Source organism: Allobosea sp. NPDC055353, from assembly GCF_053644975.1.
This window is the reverse complement of the sequence record NZ_JBSHMC010000004.1, coordinates 1-17,448: the sequence shown is the minus strand read 5'-3', so window position 1 is coordinate 17,448 and position 17,448 is coordinate 1. Positions and strand designations below refer to the sequence as shown.

At 59.3% G+C, this 17,448-nt stretch carries 15 protein-coding genes and 1 pseudogene; 11 read left to right on the top strand and 5 right to left on the bottom strand.

The window, feature by feature from the left end; all coding sequences use genetic code 11:
* Nucleotides 1–66: 66 nt before the first annotated feature.
* The 4 genes from ACWIEX_RS23165 to ACWIEX_RS23150 form a co-directional block, all read right to left on the bottom strand.
* A complete protein-coding gene (locus tag ACWIEX_RS23165; RefSeq protein WP_374480937.1) occupies nt 67–2,148 on the bottom strand; it encodes an ATP-binding protein in 2,082 nt (693 codons plus the stop codon).
* Nucleotides 2,148–3,569 (bottom strand): SIR2 family protein, encoded by a 1,422-nt coding sequence (locus tag ACWIEX_RS23160; protein WP_374480935.1) that lies wholly within the window; start codon nt 3,567–3,569, stop codon nt 2,148–2,150. The genes ACWIEX_RS23165 and ACWIEX_RS23160 overlap by 1 nt, the downstream gene beginning before the upstream one ends.
* Complete coding sequence (locus tag ACWIEX_RS23155; protein WP_374480933.1) at nt 3,566–8,425, bottom strand: DEAD/DEAH box helicase; 4,860 nt, start codon at nt 8,423–8,425, stop codon at nt 3,566–3,568. Before ACWIEX_RS23155 ends, ACWIEX_RS23160 begins: the two co-directional genes overlap by 4 nt.
* Before the next feature lie 67 nt (nt 8,426–8,492).
* On the bottom strand, nt 8,493–8,681 hold the full coding sequence (locus ACWIEX_RS23150; RefSeq protein ID WP_374480931.1) for a PIN domain-containing protein: 189 nt from the start codon (nt 8,679–8,681) through the stop codon (nt 8,493–8,495).
* A gap of 376 nt (nt 8,682–9,057) precedes the next feature.
* Here ACWIEX_RS23150 and ACWIEX_RS23145 point away from each other — a divergent pair, with 376 nt between their 5' ends.
* The 3 genes from ACWIEX_RS23145 to ACWIEX_RS23135 all read left to right on the top strand — a co-directional run bounded on the left by ACWIEX_RS23145 (nt 9,058) and on the right by ACWIEX_RS23135 (nt 10,567).
* The gene (locus ACWIEX_RS23145) at nt 9,058–9,585 is read left to right on the top strand and encodes an antirestriction protein ArdA (protein WP_374480929.1); all 528 of its coding nucleotides are present in this window, start codon (nt 9,058–9,060) and stop codon (nt 9,583–9,585) included.
* A 198-nt stretch (nt 9,586–9,783) separates the two neighbouring features.
* A complete protein-coding gene (locus tag ACWIEX_RS23140) occupies nt 9,784–10,119 on the top strand; it encodes a transcriptional regulator domain-containing protein (protein ID WP_374480927.1) in 336 nt (111 codons plus the stop codon).
* Nucleotides 10,046–10,567, top strand: coding sequence for a DUF2285 domain-containing protein (locus ACWIEX_RS23135; RefSeq protein WP_374480925.1), 522 nt, complete (start codon nt 10,046–10,048; stop codon nt 10,565–10,567). The genes ACWIEX_RS23140 and ACWIEX_RS23135 overlap by 74 nt, the downstream gene beginning before the upstream one ends.
* A 19-nt stretch (nt 10,568–10,586) precedes the next feature.
* On the opposite strand, the gene ACWIEX_RS23130 is transcribed toward ACWIEX_RS23135, so the two are convergent.
* The gene (locus ACWIEX_RS23130) at nt 10,587–10,874 is read right to left on the bottom strand and encodes a DNA -binding domain-containing protein (RefSeq protein ID WP_374481084.1); all 288 of its coding nucleotides are present in this window, start codon (nt 10,872–10,874) and stop codon (nt 10,587–10,589) included.
* A 461-nt stretch (nt 10,875–11,335) separates the two neighbouring features.
* Here ACWIEX_RS23130 and ACWIEX_RS23125 point away from each other — a divergent pair, with 461 nt between their 5' ends.
* The 8 genes and pseudogenes from ACWIEX_RS23125 (at nt 11,336) to ACWIEX_RS23090 (ending at nt 17,447) form a co-directional block, all read left to right on the top strand.
* The gene (locus tag ACWIEX_RS23125; RefSeq protein ID WP_036284017.1) at nt 11,336–11,605 is read left to right on the top strand and encodes a helix-turn-helix transcriptional regulator; all 270 of its coding nucleotides are present in this window, start codon (nt 11,336–11,338) and stop codon (nt 11,603–11,605) included.
* Nucleotides 11,606–12,682 (top strand): replication initiator protein A, encoded by a 1,077-nt coding sequence (locus ACWIEX_RS23120; protein ID WP_374480923.1) that lies wholly within the window; start codon nt 11,606–11,608, stop codon nt 12,680–12,682.
* A 61-nt stretch (nt 12,683–12,743) separates the two neighbouring features.
* Nucleotides 12,744–13,262: a DUF2840 domain-containing protein gene (locus ACWIEX_RS23115; RefSeq protein WP_374480921.1), complete on the top strand. Its 519-nt coding sequence runs from the start codon at nt 12,744–12,746 to the stop codon at nt 13,260–13,262.
* Nucleotides 13,259–13,804 carry a S26 family signal peptidase gene (locus ACWIEX_RS23110; RefSeq protein ID WP_374480919.1) on the top strand — a complete coding sequence of 182 codons (546 nt, stop codon included), beginning with the start codon at nt 13,259–13,261 and terminating at the stop codon, nt 13,802–13,804. Before ACWIEX_RS23115 ends, ACWIEX_RS23110 begins: the two co-directional genes overlap by 4 nt.
* Before the next feature lie 35 nt (nt 13,805–13,839).
* The gene (locus ACWIEX_RS23105) at nt 13,840–14,175 is read left to right on the top strand and encodes a DUF736 domain-containing protein (protein ID WP_374480917.1); all 336 of its coding nucleotides are present in this window, start codon (nt 13,840–13,842) and stop codon (nt 14,173–14,175) included.
* Nucleotides 14,172–15,080, top strand: coding sequence for a lytic transglycosylase domain-containing protein (locus ACWIEX_RS23100; RefSeq protein ID WP_454035280.1), 909 nt, complete (start codon nt 14,172–14,174; stop codon nt 15,078–15,080). Before ACWIEX_RS23105 ends, ACWIEX_RS23100 begins: the two co-directional genes overlap by 4 nt.
* A 459-nt stretch (nt 15,081–15,539) precedes the next feature.
* Nucleotides 15,540–16,034: pseudogene (locus tag ACWIEX_RS23095) on the top strand (hypothetical protein); the annotation flags it as partial.
* A gap of 180 nt (nt 16,035–16,214) precedes the next feature.
* The gene (locus ACWIEX_RS23090) at nt 16,215–17,447 is read left to right on the top strand and encodes a DUF3363 domain-containing protein (RefSeq protein WP_374481082.1); all 1,233 of its coding nucleotides are present in this window, start codon (nt 16,215–16,217) and stop codon (nt 17,445–17,447) included.
* Nucleotide 17,448: the final 1 nt, after the last annotated feature.

Below are 17,448 nucleotides of genomic sequence, written 5' to 3'. Positions count from 1 at the left end.
ATTTATCTATAAATAATTTTCCAATACAAATGACCAAGCGTTAACATTTTCAGGTAAATTACGTAATCAAAACGGAATCTCATCATCCAATTCTGTTGAAGTATAAGGTACATCTGGAACTTGATAAACTGACTTCTCTGATTCAGAAATTGTCTTTAGCCCCCAGCTCTCAACCACCTCAGCCAAGGGAAACGCATCGCCCTTAGCCCAATCAATATATGGAGCTGCTGTTGCACTCCATGGCTCTCGTTTCGGCAATCTGATCTGGACGCGCACCGGAACATGCAATGCGCTACCAAAAACGATTGCTTCACCAGCAGCGAGAACTGTTACCTGATCCAGCATACGCTGCGCTTGCTTTGGAATTATTCGTCGGAAATGATCTATATCATCGGGGTTCTGTAAACGGTGGGAAAAAAAGTTGGCGCACTGGCTTATAATGGTAGGGCTAATCTCGCTCGGCCTCTGACTAGCGACGATGAGCGATAGCCCGAATTTTCGTCCCTCTTTCGCAACTCGTTCAAATGCACGCCGCGAAAGTGCCTGACCTCGATCTTCGACCTTGCCAGCGGGGCGGGCATAGTTATGCGCCTCTTCCAGAACCAAAACCCACGGATACTGACTTCGCGTATCTGGGCGAAGCATTTCTCGTGCTTCGAGCAACAACCGCCCCAACAGCGCACATGCGAATGGCAAAACCTCGGATGCCAACATGGAAAAGTCGAGCACCGACACACGGGGGCCAGTTCTCTTTCCGACCCCTAGCCTCTCCATCCAGTCCTGAAAGCTGCTAATGGCCTGCTTCTCGTAGCTGAAAAGCGACTGCCATCGCCTGTCGTCAAGACGGGTGCGCAGACGCAGCTTCAACGTCGTCAGATACTGGTCAATCTTTTTTCCGCTTTCCTGATCCGTTGTTCGATCGACAAGGCGGGGGTCACGGAACTCAGCAACCTCAACAAAGCGCGGGGAATCTGCTGACTTTGCGAAGTTGATACCTTCATTCTGCCGATCGGAAATCGCTGTAAGCAAGTTGGATCGGACTTCTACAAGCTTGTCTCGAACGGCCTTTTCATTGGTCAACGAGTCCCAATCACCGGAACCGCTCCACGTTGGAAGCGATTTTATTTCGCTCCAATCTATGCTCGTGACATATTCCGCAGCTTGATCGAGTTGGACTTTAAAGCCGTTATTGTTTTTATTTCCCTGCCTATCCATCCACTCGAATGCAGCATCTATCTTCGAGACAGCAATTTGAAGCGGGTCGTAAGCTCCGATGCCAGAGCTGGATATCTTCGCGATCGCCCACCAATCCTTCAGAACAGGCTCTTGTGTTGCTTCAGATGCTTGAAGCCATTCACAAAGTTCTTCTCCGTTCATCAACCACGCGGGAAGACAGAACTCCTCTCCGTTGAGGTAAACTCGGTTGGGTTCGCGCTGATAGGTTGTCTTGGTGGGATCAAGAAATGCGTTTGCGTATTCGCCATTGATATCAAGGATGAAAATATGGGGATCCGCCTCGGCATCTGAGCCAAATCCATCATGCTCTACGATACCCCGGATTAGGCTGGCAACGGTGTAGGATTTCCCAGACCCGGTATTTCCTACAACCGCGAGCGGGCGGGAAAATAGGTCATTAAAAGATGCCCTGACCTTGGTATTCTCGTCACCTGTTTGATGCCCGATCTCCAGAGCAAAATCAAAAGGCTTGTCAGTCCAACCATGCGGACGGTTCCGCTGAGGTGGATGAGCAAAAATACCCGACAAAATTTCTGGATTTGCAACCTCGGCAGGCGTGTCCAATGTCGGAAGAACGGTAATTCCGGTATCGAACTTCCATTTATTTTTTCTCAAATGGCGCACAGTGCCAAGGAGCTGTACTGAAGCAATTCGGCGCGGCTTGGTCAGCTCAAGGGACAGTTCTTCATCCCGTGTCGGATCATAGCTCTCACGCGCTTCGAGGTCGCTGAGCATACCGATCGCATGGGAACCCGCCCCAAGGTCAAAAGTCAGAAACGAATTGATTGCAACCGCACGCTGCACGCCATCGGGCGTCGCACGAGAGGACGATTTCGCATCCGGCGACAACTCAACCTTGAGCCGAAATCCGTTTACCGAAACGACGTGGCCGATGACGCGCGGCTGTTCCATCAAACGGCCTCCGTTTTCCCGTCAGGCTGCCTTTCCTGAGTTTTACGAAGCTGCTCTTCAAAGCTGCGAAGATGTTTGTAGTCATCGAGCCACTTCACATCCGGCATGATGTTCTGCGCGAAATCAGAGAAGGTTGCGACATTATAGGAACAAGCAGCACCTTCACCGACGCGCTCGGTCAACACGAAAGCACGCTGTCCCAAACTCTGATAGCTGCGGATGCGCCCGACGATTGCACTATCGGGGTTCGGCTCCACGACCAGCAACACCAGTGACGGATTCATAAGTGCCGTTTCAATGATGCGGGTTACATGATCGTCACCAAACCCATACCCCAATACCAGCAGAAAGGTTTGCGGCTGATTCAGGCGAGCATGGAAAAGCCGGAACAGATGCGCGTAGGGCATATCCAGCGTCTTCGTAAATTTTTGCGACGTTGGCAGAATTCCGAATGAATCTATTCCCTCAAATTCAGGGGAAGCAAGCAGTGCAGCTTTCTGTTCAGCGCCTGCTTGTCGGTACTGCTTCGCAAATCCAACTTCCCTATGGCGGGCGCGCACAAGGCCACGCTCGTCTGGCTGCCAGTGGATAGAACCGTGTAGCTTATAAAATTGGAGAAACTTATCGAAACGACGGACACGCCCTTCCGCCACATCACCCGGATAGTAGATATCCAACCCATAGACGGAGGGGTCAAACCGCGAATTTGCTTTGCCGGTAAAGCCATCGAAATATTGAATGCCCAGCTCTTCCATCGCCTGCTCGAACAGGGTGTCGTAGTTGAGTGTGAAAAGGTGTGTGCGGCCAAGATTGGTGTCACGGGCGATGAGTTTGGCCAGAAACGGGATATGCCCTGTGGTATTTGGGGCGCTTGGATCAGAAAGCTCGCTGCGATCGATCTCAAGAGCGCATTCGGCATAAATTGCTCTTTCGATCAGCTTTCTCAGTAACTTTAGGTCTTCATCACCGAGAATGACATCGCAATCCAAACCGATGCTATCTTCTCCTTTCCATTTCACCGTACTGATGGGAGATTTTTCGGGCTTCGAAAGCTCTGAGGCATTGAAGAGATAGCTTAGCCAATCCTCAAAGCCCAGAGGTCCAGAATCTACTTTGGGCGGCCACTGTGCTATTCGATGGCGGATGATGGCCTGCACATCATCTGCGAGTTGGCAATTCTCGACAGCACCCAAAACCAAACATTCGAGATTGTTCGCCCTTGGCCCAGCCATCAATCTCCCGCCAGCGCTAAACGATGTGCCTGCTGCGGTCAGAACGACAACATTTTCCATTCGGAGCCAGTCTGCGAGTAGCGCCTGCACCCGTCGCAGCCCGTCTTCAGGGGATTTATCTGCCAAAAGATCATCGCCTTCACCTACCGAGACGGGCGACAAAAGCTTATATTTGCACAACTCCGTCATGGCTCGATCTCCAACGCCGGGAGGCTGCGGACGATTTTCATCGTCTCCAAGCTGACCGTGATGACGCGCTGAAAAAGTTCCAGCGGATAGGCCGGATTGCCAACGGTTTCCATGGCATAACGGTTGGCGTCATTGACGATACCGCTGTCTTTGTCCGCCTTAACCACCTGACGTTCCATCAGCCACTCAAGGGCGGGCTTGCCGTTGACAACATAATCATACGCCTCAAGCGGGATGTCCTGCATGGTAATATTGGCATTGTAGATAACTACGGATTTATCCTTCGCTTTCCCACTGCCGCCGAATTTCATCTTCGTAACGCGGTAGAACGCTTCCGGATCAGGGATGTTGGCAAGGCGCAAGTCACCCTGCTTGAAAGTAACCGGATACGGCTCCACACTTTCGTAACCTACATGAAGATCGCCAAGAGTGCGTCCGGCACGGCTGAATGCCCAAAAATCTTCCACCTTCTTCACGCATGGGATACGCGGCAATTCCTTGGATAAGTTGTCGGCGTAACGGGCGCGATAATCATCGGAATGCAGCAAGCCATAAACATAAAAGAAGATATCTTCCTTGGCTATTGTCTCACTGGGATAGGCATTCTGAAAATGGGCGAGGCCAGCATCGGTGATGCCGTCCTTTTTGACAACCTGCTGAGAAGCATCGGAACCAGCGAATAAATCGCCGCTCTCCGGCGAAGTTGCCGCTTCATACGTGTATAGGGGAAAGAATTCACTACAGTCTGTGCTTGCAAAGTAGAGACCGGGCATGCGGGCAGACATAAGCACAGAAAAATCACCGCGAAAACCTCGACTGGGGACACCAATCGCAAGGTTAGGCGCTTCTTGGTCGGGGAAGAGATTAGAAGTTCGATAAGCGCTCCAATTCAGGAAACCGTCTGTGTAGAGCCATGATTTGACGAAGGGCCTAAAATCAGAAAGGAAAATTCTGTTCGTGTCAGGCGTGTACAGCTTTCCGTCTTCTGCTGCCTTGCGCGTCTTCTGGCACCAACTGAATTCCTTCGCGTCGGTCCCAGACGGGTCATTTCGCTTGGCGTAAGTGTTATACGCTTCCCCCGCGCTTGAGACGTTTTCCCAAAGGGCGGTTCGTGAATAGTTGAAGCACCAGGCATCCCGCGTGGTTTGCACGCCTCGAGTATGCATGGAAAACAAGGTTGGCTCGGATGTTTTCTTATCCGAAGTCAGAATATAATTCTGATATCGCGTATCCCTTTGACTGAGCCAATCGTTGTGCTCATCCGGCTGGATAATTGTCCAACCATCCGCCCTTGAAATTCCCCCTATGCTAGCGAAGCTTCGAACAATCGTTAATTTCCGCTTTTGATCGAGGTACTCGCCGATATCGTGAAAATGGATGCGCCCATGTTCCGCCGCATCAGGGTTTTTGACCAGTACAGTAATGGCGATAGGCGCACGACTACCTGAGCCAAAGATTTTTCCACCCTCGCGCCGCGACTGCTCTCCGCTTGTTCGCTGATTGCCGCGCAGGTGGAAAATATAAAGGTCGCTGAACTCCTCGGCCAAACATGCCCGCATTCCATCCGCTGCATTGCCATCAACCCAACCAGCGTTGGTCACAAAAGCCATGACCCCTGCGTCGCCTAGACGATCCGACGCCCAGCGAAATGCGCGGATATAGCTGTCATACAGTGCGCGCTTATTCGTATTCTCGGAGCGAGCTACATACGTGCGACGGATTCGCTCATCCAGATTCGGGTACTCAACATTCGCGTTATCATCATTGGCGCTACCTTGCCCTGCCGAGTATGGCGGATTACCAACGATGACCTTGATGTCAGTCGCTTTCTGTCGCCTGCGGCGCTCCGAGTTATCCGGCATATAATGTGAGATTAGGTCATTACTCTCGTACATCTGGAATGTATCGGTGAGACAGATACCTTCAAACGGCACATAATCGCCCCCCATGATGCCGTGATAAACGGCTTCGATATTTATAGCAGCAATGTAGTACGCCAGTAGAACGATCTCGTTGGCATGGATTTCATGCCGGAATTTGTGTTCCATTTCCTCCGGCGCGATCAGGCCGGATTGCAGCAAGCGCGTGATAAACGTGCCGGTTCCCGTGAACGGGTCGATGATATGGACGCCTTCGGAACCAAGCGTCTGCCCGAATTCCTGCTGCAATACCTCGTTCACCGAATGGATGATGAAATCCACGATTTCGACCGGCGTATAGACGATGCCGAGTTTGTCGGTTGTACGCTTGAAGGCCTTGGCAAAAAATTTCTCGTAAAGCTCGACAATAAGCCGCTGCTTGGCCTGCGGGTCGGTGATGCCCGATGCGCGCAATCGCACACTGGCATAGAATTTTTCGAGGTCTTTGGATTCCTTGTCGAGATTGGCTTCGTCCAGAACGTCCAGCACACGCTGCATCGCGCGAGAGACGGGGTTCTCGCTGGTGAACTGATGGCCTTCAAACAGCACCTCGAACACCGGACGGGTGATGATGTGCTGTGCCAGCATTTCGACGGCATCATCTTCGGTGATGCTGTCATTCAGATCGTCTTTCAGCTCCCCGTGGAATTCATCGAACGCACGGCGGGCTTCGGTGTCCGGATCGGCAAGGATGCCTTTCAGGCGGCTGATATGGTTCTTGGCGATTTCGGCGATGTTGGTCGCCCAATCTTCCCAATAATCGCGGGTGCCGCACTTCTTGACGATCTTCGCCATGATGGCGCGGGAGAATTCGTCAACGGAGAAGGCAAGCTCGCCTTGCACCTCGCCGGTGACGATCGGATCGCGCCCCGGTGTGCCGATGCCCGACCGTTCGGGTTTCGAGCGCGTCGGCAGGTCTTCCACAACGGCAGTAACCGCCTGCAATTCGGCATTCTGGGTGACGCCGATGATCTCGATCGCATTGCTGACATCCTGCCCCAGCGATGCCTTGTTGATGGTCGCATCGAAACGATCATCATGGGCGCGCAGGGCGTTGAGGATTTGCCAGACAACGCGATATTTCTCGTTGTCGTTCAATGCCTGTTCCGCCGGAACGCCTGCGGGGACGCCAACGGGCAGGATGACATAGCCCATCTTCTTACCCTCGGCGCGGCGCATCACGCGCCCGACCGATTGCACAACATCAATCTGGCTCTTGCGCGGATGAAGGAACATGATGGCGTCGAGCGCCGGAACGTCCACGCCTTCGGACAGGCAGCGCGCATTGGTCAGGATACGGCAGATATCGTCGCCTGCATCGGCTTTCAGCCAGTCGAGCAATGCGCCACGGGACTTGGCATTGAACGTGCCGTCAACGTGTTCGATCTCGCACCGCAGGGACAATCTGTTTTCGGCGTCGTCTTCGTCAGTGTAGTCGAGATATTCATCGACAACCGTGCCGAACTCGTCACGGATCAGCTTGGAGCTGCGGATGTCTTTGCAGAACGCCAATGCCCGGCGCATGGGATGCGGATCGGCGGCGACATCGGCCTTCATGTCGGCTTTGGTCAGGGCCTTGTAGCAACCGATGATCTTGGTCGCGTCATCAAGGACAAGCTCGGAACTGCCGTCGCCAAGACGCTTCTGGATCGCTGAGCTGACAAGCCCTTCATCCATCGCCAGCACGACAACCTTGTAGTCGGTCAAAAGGTTGTTCTGCACCGCCCATGAGAAGCCACGGTAAAACAGCGTTTTACCGAACAGCTTCTCGTCATCCATCGAAGCCAGAACAGCGTCGGCTTCATCGGCACGGCTCTTCACGTTGTCGCCGAAGATGCGCGGCGTGGCCGTCATATAGAGACGCTTCTTGCCGCGAATAATGTCGTTGGAATGGACTTTGACGAAATTGGATTCGTCCTCGCCCGCCAGAGTTGCGCCAGTGGTACGGTGCGCCTCGTCGCAAACGATGAGGTCGAATTCCGGCAGGCCGTGCTTCTGCTGTGCGTCCGCGACAACCTGAATGGATTGGTAGGTCGCAAACACCACGGTCATCTTGTCCGGCACGGCCTCGCCCGCGCTTTCGGAAAGCTTGGCGGCGTTGGTCGTGGCAGGGAATGCAAGGTCCAGCACGTCGATTTCGGCAATGTCATCATTGCTCTGACGACGCTTGCCGACCTGCGTATCGGAACATACCGCAAAGGATCGCAACGGGGTTTCGGTGTCCGCCGTCCATTCGCGTACCGTCTGCGACATCAGGGCAAGGGACGGCACAAGGAACAGGACAAGCTTTCCTTCCCCTGTAAGGTCTTCGGCGATCTTGAGACTGGTGAAGGTCTTGCCTGTTCCGCAGGCCATGATGAGCTTACCGCGATCGGCTTCGGCCAGTCCGGCGCGCACCTCACGCAAGGCGTCCTGCTGGTGTTCGCGGAGTTTCTTTTTGTCCGCCAGCACCACTTCGCCCTTGGCGGCGAAGGTTTCCCAACGGATAGGACTTTCCTGCATTTCGGACAGGTTGATCCGAAGGACGGGGATGGCCTGCCCACGGATCATGGTTTCGGCGTTCTCGCTCCAAGCCTTTTCGGTGCTGTCAATGATGACGCGCCGTTTGAACGGGGCTTTGCCCGATGCCGATATGAAGCTGTCGATGTCCTCTTTCCTGATGCGGTAGGCAGCATCATAGAATTTGCACTGGATCGCGGCGAAGCCGTCTTCGTCGCGAAGCTTGGCTACAAGGTCGATTCCGGTGTCACGGGCATCCCAGCCGTTGGCGTCGGCCCAATCCTTGAAGGTCTGAACCTGCTCATACTGTTCAAGCTGGATCGGATCATGGGTGAGGTAGGCGATGGCGAAACGCTCGAAATATGTTCCCTTTTCCCGCTCGGTACGCGCTGCATCACGGTAGGTCTGCAAAAGCGATTGCAGCGTCTGTTCGGCCATGTCTTCCCCCAAGCCCCTGTTCGGGCATTCACCTGTTGCGCCGGACCCGGCTTTCGCACCTGTTCCATTAGCGCGTCGTCACGTTCGGTTTCGTTGCGGGATGCGCGTCCGACGACGCACCGTGCTTGCGGACAAAATCGCGCATGAACTCCCGTATGACCTGCGCGGCAGGCCGATCCAGAACTTGGCAGGCTGCAAGGAATTCATCCCGCAGCTCGCGCTCGATCCTGATTCGCATACCAGCGTCTTTTTTCATAATTCGCAGTGTATCCGGCGGATACACAAAAACCAGCCCTGAGGATATGCTACCACTAGCAAACACCGTGAATTCGTCTAGCGGCCGTCCGGCTCTCTACCACGCAATCTCTGAGCGCGTTCGCCTGCGGGCCGGCGCAGCTTTCGCCGCGTCCCATCTGATAGCTATTTCTAAGGGCGCTGCCCTCGCGCGGCGCAAGACAACTCTCTGACCTTTCGCGGCATAAACGGCCCGCTCCCCACAAACGGGTCCCCTCCATTTATTCCACGGTGCCAAAGAGTTGTCTGGCACCTTACTACCCCGGTCTCGCCGACGGGCAAGGGTTCAGGAGCGGCGCTTCGCTGCTCTGAACCTCAAAACCCAAAGGAACAGAGACATGACCAGTGCAGCCGACAGCAATCCTCGTATCTATGTTGCGTGCCTTGCAGCTTACAACAATGGCTATCTGCATGGGGCTTGGATCGACGCGGATCAGGACGCCGACCAGATCAGGGACGAGATTGCCGTGATGCTTTCCCGTTCCCCTGTCGAGGACGCGGAGGAATACGCCATTCACGACTATAAGGGCTTCGAGGGCGTCCGCATCTCCGAATATGCCGGCATCGACACAGTGGCGCGCATGGGCGCTTTCATCGCAGAGCATGGCGCACTAGGCGCGGGCCTGCTGGAGCAGTTCGGCGACGACATCGACCAAGCCGAAACCGCCTTGCAGGATTGCTATCACGGTCAGTTCACCAGCCTTGCCGATTATATGGAGGAATTGACCGGCGACAGCATCACGATCCCCGAGGCGCTGCGGTATTATGTCGATTGGAAGGCGATGGCGCGTGACGCCGAAATGAGCGGTGACGTTTTCACCATCGAAATCGGACATGACGAGGTGCATGTGTTTTCCAGCAGATGAAGCAAGGTCTGCTTGCCCGCATACGCGGGCGAGCGGCTAGCCAGACTTCAACGACAGTGTTAAGAAGAAAATAACCAAGAATGATCGGGTTAACCGCTCAACGTATCTGATTTGAAAGCCTTCTAATACTTCAAACAATACTTGAATCTCTCCGATCCGGGCGCAACCTCGCGCGCTCCGGCTTTGAGAGGTGACGCCATGCTAAGCATCGACTGGCGTTTGCCGGCGGCATACAGACACGCGAAGCAAATTCCGGCCGCCGGTTTCGCTTGGGAATACCTGCGCCGGAATGACGATTATCGTCAGGACTTCGAGACCATCGCAAGGACCGGGGAACCGACCGGCGGTGACCTCGAAATGTTTGCACATCGCTGGGGCTTGCGATTTCCCTTGCGATCCCGACGCGCAGCATGGCCCGCAATCGCCGATCTGGAATCCGAACCTTCACCCGCAAGCGGTGATGTTGTCGCCGGTCGATCACAAGAACGGCGATACCGAACCAATATTGACGCTGGCGCATCTCGATGGCCTTGACCTGCGCCGCGCCGCCGATGGTTGGCACAGCATCTGGCAGGTGGATGGCGTCGCGCATCAATTCTGGCTGCCCGAGGCCGTGCCCGATGCCGCCGCATTCTACGCCGTCACGTTGCCGATGGATTCGTTTCTGGAACTGCGTGCTCACGCGGCCCGCCGATTTTGGCGGTCCCTCAACGGTCGCGCGCCCGGTCCTGATTTCCGAGCCGTGCCTGCCCAACTCCGGCAATGGCATATCTTGACCCTGCGCGCGCTTGACGCGCGGTTGCGCGGCGAAAGCTATCGCACCATCGCTGAAGTCCTGCTCGGCTTTCGCGGCACCAAGGAGGATTTCGAGAGCGACCCGCGCAAGAACAAGGCCCGCCGACTGGTTGCGCACGGCATCAAAATGATGCGCGGCGGCTATCGCCTGCTGCTCCATTATCCGATCAAGCCCGACAAGCGTTGATCGTTCTCGGCCTTTGACCTCACGCCTTGTTGGCGACGGCCTGCTCTAGAATCTTCCGATAGCCCTTGCGCGAAAGCCATTGCGCGCGTTCGAGATGGCTTTGCCAGCAACGATAGGTCCGCAGTTCCTCGGCAGCCGGATCGCGGTGCAGCACGATCCGCGCAACTTCCTTCCAGTCAGCGCCCTCGGTCTTCGCATCCAGTAAGCGCAGATAGGTCACGAAATGCCGTTCGTCATAGACGGTTATGGTGTCGCCGGTCGGCGCTTCATCGTCCACATCGGGATCGAGTTCGACGGGAACCCGCATCGCCATCCCCTTCATCTGGAAAGGGCCTTGCTTGCGGTGCGCCCCCGCAAATGGCCCCTCTACCTGGTGATCGGGGAGTTAGTAACCGTGACTAGACGGCCCTATGACCTTTGGGCGGGTAGCCTTGGACATACGCCATAGGCTCCCCGACCATAGGTTCGAGGATCGTGGTGCCGTCACGGCCGACACCAACCGCTAGTCAGGGGTTACTACGCCCCAGAGCAGCGCGTCTGCTCTGCCCACAATCTTAGCCGAGCTGCGCGCGAATGTCTTTGCCTATTCGGCGCGGCAGCCAACGAGCCACTGAAATCCCTCATCTATTAGCCACGCGACCCCTCGCAGGGGGGGTGCCGCCTGCGCACCTACGCAAATGCGGCACGCTACGCGCCGCCGATCCCTCGCCATGGTTCGCCACAGTCCGCTGCCGCCCCCGGCAGCCCAATCCCGACTGGAGGTGATCCATGCCCAACCCGCTTGCGGGCCTGCCGCCGCGCCTGCTGCGCACCAAGGAAGCCGCGCGTTTCCTCGGCATATCCATCCGCACCCTTGAGAAGCATCGCACCTATGGCACCGGGCCGACCTATCGCAAGGTCGGTGGGCGCGTCCTCTACACCGTCCGCGATCTGGAAGACTGGAGCGCGGCGGGCGAGCGCAAATCCACCCGCGACAAGACCGCCGGCACCGTATTTCCCGCGCGTCCGCTCACGCCCGAAGAACGGGACGAGTGCTAGATGCTGCGAGAGGACGATCACGCCCCCGCGCCGCCGGTCGATGATAGCGAGCGCAGCCGCCTAGACCCCTTCGTGGTCGCAACGGGCGATGCGCCGCCGCGCGACCAGCGCGACTTGATGGAACGGCCGTTCTTCTCGCTGGCGAAGACCCCGCGCACCAAGCCGATTCTCTACAAGGCCGCCGACATAGAGGTGCAGGTGTTCGGGATGTCCGAGCACGGCATGGCGACCATATGGGACGCCGATGTGCTGATATGGGCGGCTTCGCAGATCGTCGCGGCCGAGAACAACGGACTCGCCACGTCGCGCTTCGTCCGGTTCACGCCCTACCATCTGTTGCGGGCCATCGGACGCCCGACCGGCAATCACCAATACCGGCTTCTAAAAGCCGCGCTGGCGCGGCTGCAATCCACCGTTATCGCCACCACCATTCGCAACGGCCCGCATTGGCGTCGCCGGCAATTCTCATGGATCAACGAATGGGAGGAAATGACGACGCGCGCCGGCCGCGTCGAGGGCATGGAGTTCGTCCTGCCCGAATGGTTCTACAACAGCGTCATCGACCGTTCGCTGGTCCTGACCACCGACCCGGCCTATTTCCGACTGACTGGCGGTATCGAGCGATGGCTTTACCGCGTCGCCCGAAAGCACGCCGGGCACCAGCGCCACGGCTGGATTTTCGAGGTCGCGCACCTTCATCAGAAATCCGGCAGCCTCGCGCGGCCGTCCGATTTCGCGCTCGACCTGCGCCGGATCGCGGCCCGCCAGCAACTCCCCGGCTACCTGCTCCAGATCGAGCGCGAAGACGGCCGCGAGTTGCTGCGCATCCGCCCCGAAAACTCATCAACAGGCACTGTTGATAAGGGTGTGAATGCCATCGGCAGATCAGGCGCACGATGTATCGGCACATCAGGCGCACGACTATCGGCAGATCAGGCGCACGAATCGCAGCTAACGCTTTGGTCTGAAACGCGGAATCTGACCGCTAACTTATCTAACAGAGAATCTAACTCTTTTTCTTTGACGCGCGCGCAGGCGAAGCGTGGTGCCGGTTCTGCCGGGAGCGGCGAGCCATGACGCCCGCCGTTGACGCAGCGCACGCGCGCAATCCCCACCAGCACATCGCCGGAGACGCACAATGACCCGCCGCGCCCATCGCAGCGCGCACGGCCGTCCGCTGCCGGACGGGCCTGCGCCCTTCACGACATTGGTTGAACTCACGTTCGAGAAGCGCCGCATCGAGCACTGGATACGCTTCGGCCGCAAGAGCTACGAACAGATCATCGACCGCCGCCGGAGTGTCGTCGGCTTCGCGCCGGGCAGCGTCTTCGCCTTCGTGCGATGGGCGAATGGCGAGCATGGTACGGTCGTTTCCCGCATGGACATTGTGCGGGCAATCGGCCGGGGCGAGCCGTTCCAGACATTGCCGTTCGTCCGGCCGGGCGGCGAAATCCTGTTGCGCATCGACGGCTGGCCGAAGGTGCAGCGCGCGCTTGCCGCCATCGACGCCGTGGATGCGCTCGGCCTCGATCCGGCCGACGCTTCGCCGGACCACTGGCGGCACGTCCACAACCGTTTGACCGCCAATCTGGAGCCGCACGCCTACACGCCCGAGCGACATGCCGCGTGGCTTCACCGCCGAAGGATCGGGCCATGATGCGCCGCCGCTATCTCACGGTGACGGCGCTCGCCGCCATCGGCATCGCCGCCGCCAGCGCCGTCGATTGGCCCGTGAAACTCATCTGGAACGCGACGGCCAGCGCACCCATCGGTTTCTACACCGTCGAGCCGGCCGACGCGCTCGACGTGCCCGAGCTGGTCGTCGTCATGCCGCCCGAACCGCTCGCCGCCTTCATGGCCGAGCGCGGCTATATCGCGCGCGGCGTCCCGCTGTTGAAGCGCGTCTTGGGCCTGCCGGGACAGCGGGTTTGCCGCACCGGCCGCACGATCACGGTGGACGGGATCGACATGGGCGAGGCGCTGGAGCGTGACGGCCTCGGCCGCGATCTGCCCGTCTGGCAGGGCTGCCGCGTCATCGGCGACGACCAGCTTTTCCTCATGAATTGGGAAGTCCGCGACAGCCTCGACGGCCGATATTTCGGACTCACCCTCGCAGCTTCCGTCATCGGCCGAGCGGTTCCGCTCTGGACCGACGAGGAAGGCGTCGGCCGCTACGAGTGGCGCGCGCGGACGCACTGAAACCACCCCTCAAAGCCAACCGCAGGAGATTTCCCATGGCAGAAATAGGCACCTTCACCCGCACCGAAACCGGCTATGCCGGGGAGCTTCATTCGTTCGGCCTTCACGAACGGCTTTTCATCGTCCCGGCAAAGCCGAGCGACGTGAAGAACGCGCCCGACTATCGTGTGCGTCTCGACAGCGAGGACGGCCCGGACACCGGCCCCGCATGGAAAGACTCCAGCGAGAACGCTGGCGACTTCGTGTCGATGCGGTTGGAAGGGCCAATCTTCCCGATCCCGATCCGCGCCAAACTGTTCCAGTCCAACGACGATCCTTCGGTCTGGACCCTGCGTTGGAAGCACCCCCGGAAAGTCGAGGACGAGGAATGACGGCCGCGCGCGTTCGGCCCGCCATCCGGTCCAAGATCGTCATCCCTTTGTTCGCGGAAAAGCCGTCTCATCCCTCCGTCCCGCTCGGCCACCGGACGGCCGGCGCGCGCAGCGAAGGTCAGGGGCGGCCATCGGCCGGCGCTTGCGCCTTGCCCTTGACCGCAGCGAGCACGCTGGCAGGCTGGTGTCGAAGCGGAGACAGGACTGCATGGCATTATGCCGTCTTGATACTGGCCGGCGCGCTTTCCGTCTGCGTCGGATCGGGCGTCGCGGTCGCGCAATCCGCGCCCTTCGAGCGCCCGGCTGCCGCCCATCCCTATGCGGCCCACATCGCCGAGGCGTCGCAGCGTTTCGGCATCCCCGAACACTGGATTCGCGCCGTGCTGCGCGCCGAGAGCGCGGGCGACGTGCGCGCGATTTCGTCGGCCGGCGCGATGGGATTGATGCAGGTAATGCCCGACACATGGGCGGGCCTGCGCGTCCGCTACGGCCTCGGCCGCGATCGCTACGACCCACATGACAACATCCTCGCAGGCACCGCCTACCTGCGCGAAATGTTCGACCGCTTCGGCAATGTCGCGGCGATGCTGGCGGCCTACAATGCCGGTCCCGGCCGCTATGACGAATACCTTGCGACCGGCCGCACGCTGCCGGCCGAAACGCGGGCCTATGTCGCCGCGCTCGCGCCGATCCTCGGCGGTGCGGCTGCAACCGAAGCGCCGTCATCGGCACCGCCACCGCCGCCAGATTGGCGCGAGGCACCGCTGTTCGTGATGCGTCCGGGCGACGCGCGGGCTGTCGCCGCGCCGCCGTCCGAGGTGCAAACAGGCGACGGCCGCGCCCGTGCGGAGCCGCAGGACGACGGAATTTTCGTGGCGAGCGCCAGCGACGGGAGAATACCATGAGGGCGGCGTTCCCGCGCTCGGCGGCGCTGGTTTCGGCATCCGGTCGGGTAGGTTTGCGCCCGGCTGGATTCCCGGCAGGAGGGGCAGAAAAGGCAGAAGGGCGGAGGGCAAGATTAAAGAAGACGGCACCATATGGGGCCGCTTCTGGAAATTATTGTTGTCTGCACACTGGTTAGGTGGCCGGTTCCGGCACCATGGTTTTGAGGGGCCGCGTGCCGCGATTTCGCGCAAAGCCTTGGCTTTGCAGGGTTTCGAGCGGCACCATAGGGGCAGATCGGCCGTTTTCCGGCGGTTTGGGCTGGAGTCGCGCCCTTGAGCGCCGACGACGAAAACCGCTTCCGACCGAAGCCCGGCCGCATCCGATCCGACACGCCGAAGGCCGGCAAGACCAAGAGCTTTTTCACGCAGGTCAGGAAGATCACCCGGCAGCATCAGGCAGCGGCCTCCCGCGATCCTTCCGTGCCGTCATCCGCCCGCCCGTCAACGCCGGGCCGGTCCCGTGCCGTGGTCGCCAGCGGCAAGGGCGTGAAGCGCGGCCGGGGCGCGAGCTTCGTGCGCGCTCGCAATATCTCCGGCCATTGGCATCATCGCCAGTCGGGCAGCCGCCGCGTGATCGTCAAGCAGCGCAGCGTCAGGGCCGCGTGGAAGGGCGGCCGTGCCCGCGCGCATCTGCGCTATGTCCAGCGTGACGGAACCTCACGCGACGGCGAGCGCGGCCGGCTCTATTCGGCACATGAGGACCGCGCCGATGGCGACGCCTTCCTTGATCGCGGCAAGGACGACCGCCACCAATTCAGATTCATCGTCTCGCCCGAGGACGGCGCGGAGCTATCGGACCTCACGGCCTACACCCGCGATTTCATGAAACAGGTGGAAGCCGACCTCGGCACGAAACTCGATTGGGTTGCCGTCAATCACTACAACACCGGCCATCCCCATGTGCATGTCATCGTCAACGGCCGCGACGATACGGGCGTGGATCTAGTCATTAACGGCGACTACCTTTCCGCCGGCCTGCGCGAACGCGCCAGCGAGCTTGCCAGTCTGGAACTCGGCCCCGTCACCGAGATCGAGCAGACCCGCAAGCTGTCGGCCGAAATCGACCAAGATCGTTTCACCCGGATCGACCGCGCCATGACCGAGGAAGCCGATGCCCGTTTCCTCGACTTGCGCCATGAACCGGCAGAGCCGAGGCGGCAGTTCGAGCGGACGCTACGCCTGCGCCGTCTCGGCAAGCTGGAGAAGATGGGGCTGGCGACCGAGCACGCGCCCGCCGTTTGGGAATTGAGCAAGGACATGGAGCCAGCCTTGCGCGAGCTAGGCGAGCGCGGCGACATTATCCGCACCATGCAGAAGGCGCTCGGCCCGCAGGGCGGCGAACGCGATCCCATGAGCTTCCAAATCCATGACGGAGCGCCCGAGACGCCCATCATCGGCAGCGTCGTGGACAAGCACCTGTCCGACGAGTTGGGGGAGAACCTGACCGTTGTGGTGGACGGGATCGACGGCCGCACCCACCACATCGCGGGCATCGCGCCCGAGCGGCTGGAGGACGCCCGCATCGGCAGCGTCATCCAGATCGGCCCGGCCGAGGCAGCACCCCGGCCGTCCGACCGCACCATCACCGCCATCGCCGAGGACGGTATCTATCGGCCGAGCCGTCATCTGGAGCAGGCGAAATTCGAGGGCCGTGTTCCGGGCGGCGACTACGAGGGCTATGTCGATGCTCATGTGCGCCGGCTGGAGGCGTTACGCCGCGCCGGAATCGTCGAGCGCATCGACGCCGACCAGTGGCGCATTCCCGAAGATTTCGAGAGCCGCGCCGCCGCCTATGATGCCGGCCGCGACCGGCAGGCCAGCGTTCGCGTCGTCTCTCCCGTCAATCTGGACAGGCAGATCGGATCGGACGGCGCGACCTGGCTGGACCGGCGGCTGATCCATGGCGAGACGGCCGGCCTTGCGCCGACCGGCTTCGGCCAGCAGGTGCGCGAGGCGATGGAGCAGCGCCGCGAGCATCATGTCGAGCAGCGCGACGCCAGCCGAGCGCGGGACGGTCGCATCTTCTATCGGCGCAACCTTCTCGCTACGCTGCGCGAACGCGAGGTTGCTCGCATCGGCGCGGAGATGGCCGAGGGCAAGGGGTTGCCGTTCCGTGCCGCTACGGACGGCGAGAACGTCAGCGGCAAGTTCACCGGGACTGTTCAGCTAACGAGCGGCAAGTTCGCCGTGGTGGAAAAGAGCCATGAGTTCACGCTTGTCCCGTGGCGGCCGGTCATCGACCGCCAGCTCGGCCGCGAGGTCGCGGGTATCATGCAGGGCGGTTCGGTGTCGTGGCAGTTAGGGCGGCAGCGGGGGTTGGGGCTATAGG

Coding starts and splice junctions, on each gene's coding strand:
- ACWIEX_RS23100 (WP_454035280.1), top strand. CDS start 14,172: ATGACGGCCGCGCGCGTTCGGCCCGCCATCCGGTCCAAGATCGTCATC.
- ACWIEX_RS23120 (WP_374480923.1), top strand. CDS start 11,606: ATGCTGCGAGAGGACGATCACGCCCCCGCGCCGCCGGTCGATGATAGC.
- ACWIEX_RS23090 (WP_374481082.1), top strand. CDS start 16,215: ATGACCGAGGAAGCCGATGCCCGTTTCCTCGACTTGCGCCATGAACCG.
- ACWIEX_RS23140 (WP_374480927.1), top strand. CDS start 9,784: ATGCTAAGCATCGACTGGCGTTTGCCGGCGGCATACAGACACGCGAAG.
- ACWIEX_RS23145 (WP_374480929.1), top strand. CDS start 9,058: ATGACCAGTGCAGCCGACAGCAATCCTCGTATCTATGTTGCGTGCCTT.
- ACWIEX_RS23130 (WP_374481084.1), bottom strand. CDS start 10,874: ATGCGGGTTCCCGTCGAACTCGATCCCGATGTGGACGATGAAGCGCCG.
- ACWIEX_RS23105 (WP_374480917.1), top strand. CDS start 13,840: ATGGCAGAAATAGGCACCTTCACCCGCACCGAAACCGGCTATGCCGGG.
- ACWIEX_RS23165 (WP_374480937.1), bottom strand. CDS start 2,148: ATGGAACAGCCGCGCGTCATCGGCCACGTCGTTTCGGTAAACGGATTT.
- ACWIEX_RS23155 (WP_374480933.1), bottom strand. CDS start 8,425: ATGGCCGAACAGACGCTGCAATCGCTTTTGCAGACCTACCGTGATGCA.
- ACWIEX_RS23110 (WP_374480919.1), top strand. CDS start 13,259: ATGATGCGCCGCCGCTATCTCACGGTGACGGCGCTCGCCGCCATCGGC.
- ACWIEX_RS23115 (WP_374480921.1), top strand. CDS start 12,744: ATGACCCGCCGCGCCCATCGCAGCGCGCACGGCCGTCCGCTGCCGGAC.
- ACWIEX_RS23150 (WP_374480931.1), bottom strand. CDS start 8,681: ATGAAAAAAGACGCTGGTATGCGAATCAGGATCGAGCGCGAGCTGCGG.
- ACWIEX_RS23125 (WP_036284017.1), top strand. CDS start 11,336: ATGCCCAACCCGCTTGCGGGCCTGCCGCCGCGCCTGCTGCGCACCAAG.
- ACWIEX_RS23160 (WP_374480935.1), bottom strand. CDS start 3,569: ATGACGGAGTTGTGCAAATATAAGCTTTTGTCGCCCGTCTCGGTAGGT.
- ACWIEX_RS23135 (WP_374480925.1), top strand. CDS start 10,046: ATGTTGTCGCCGGTCGATCACAAGAACGGCGATACCGAACCAATATTG.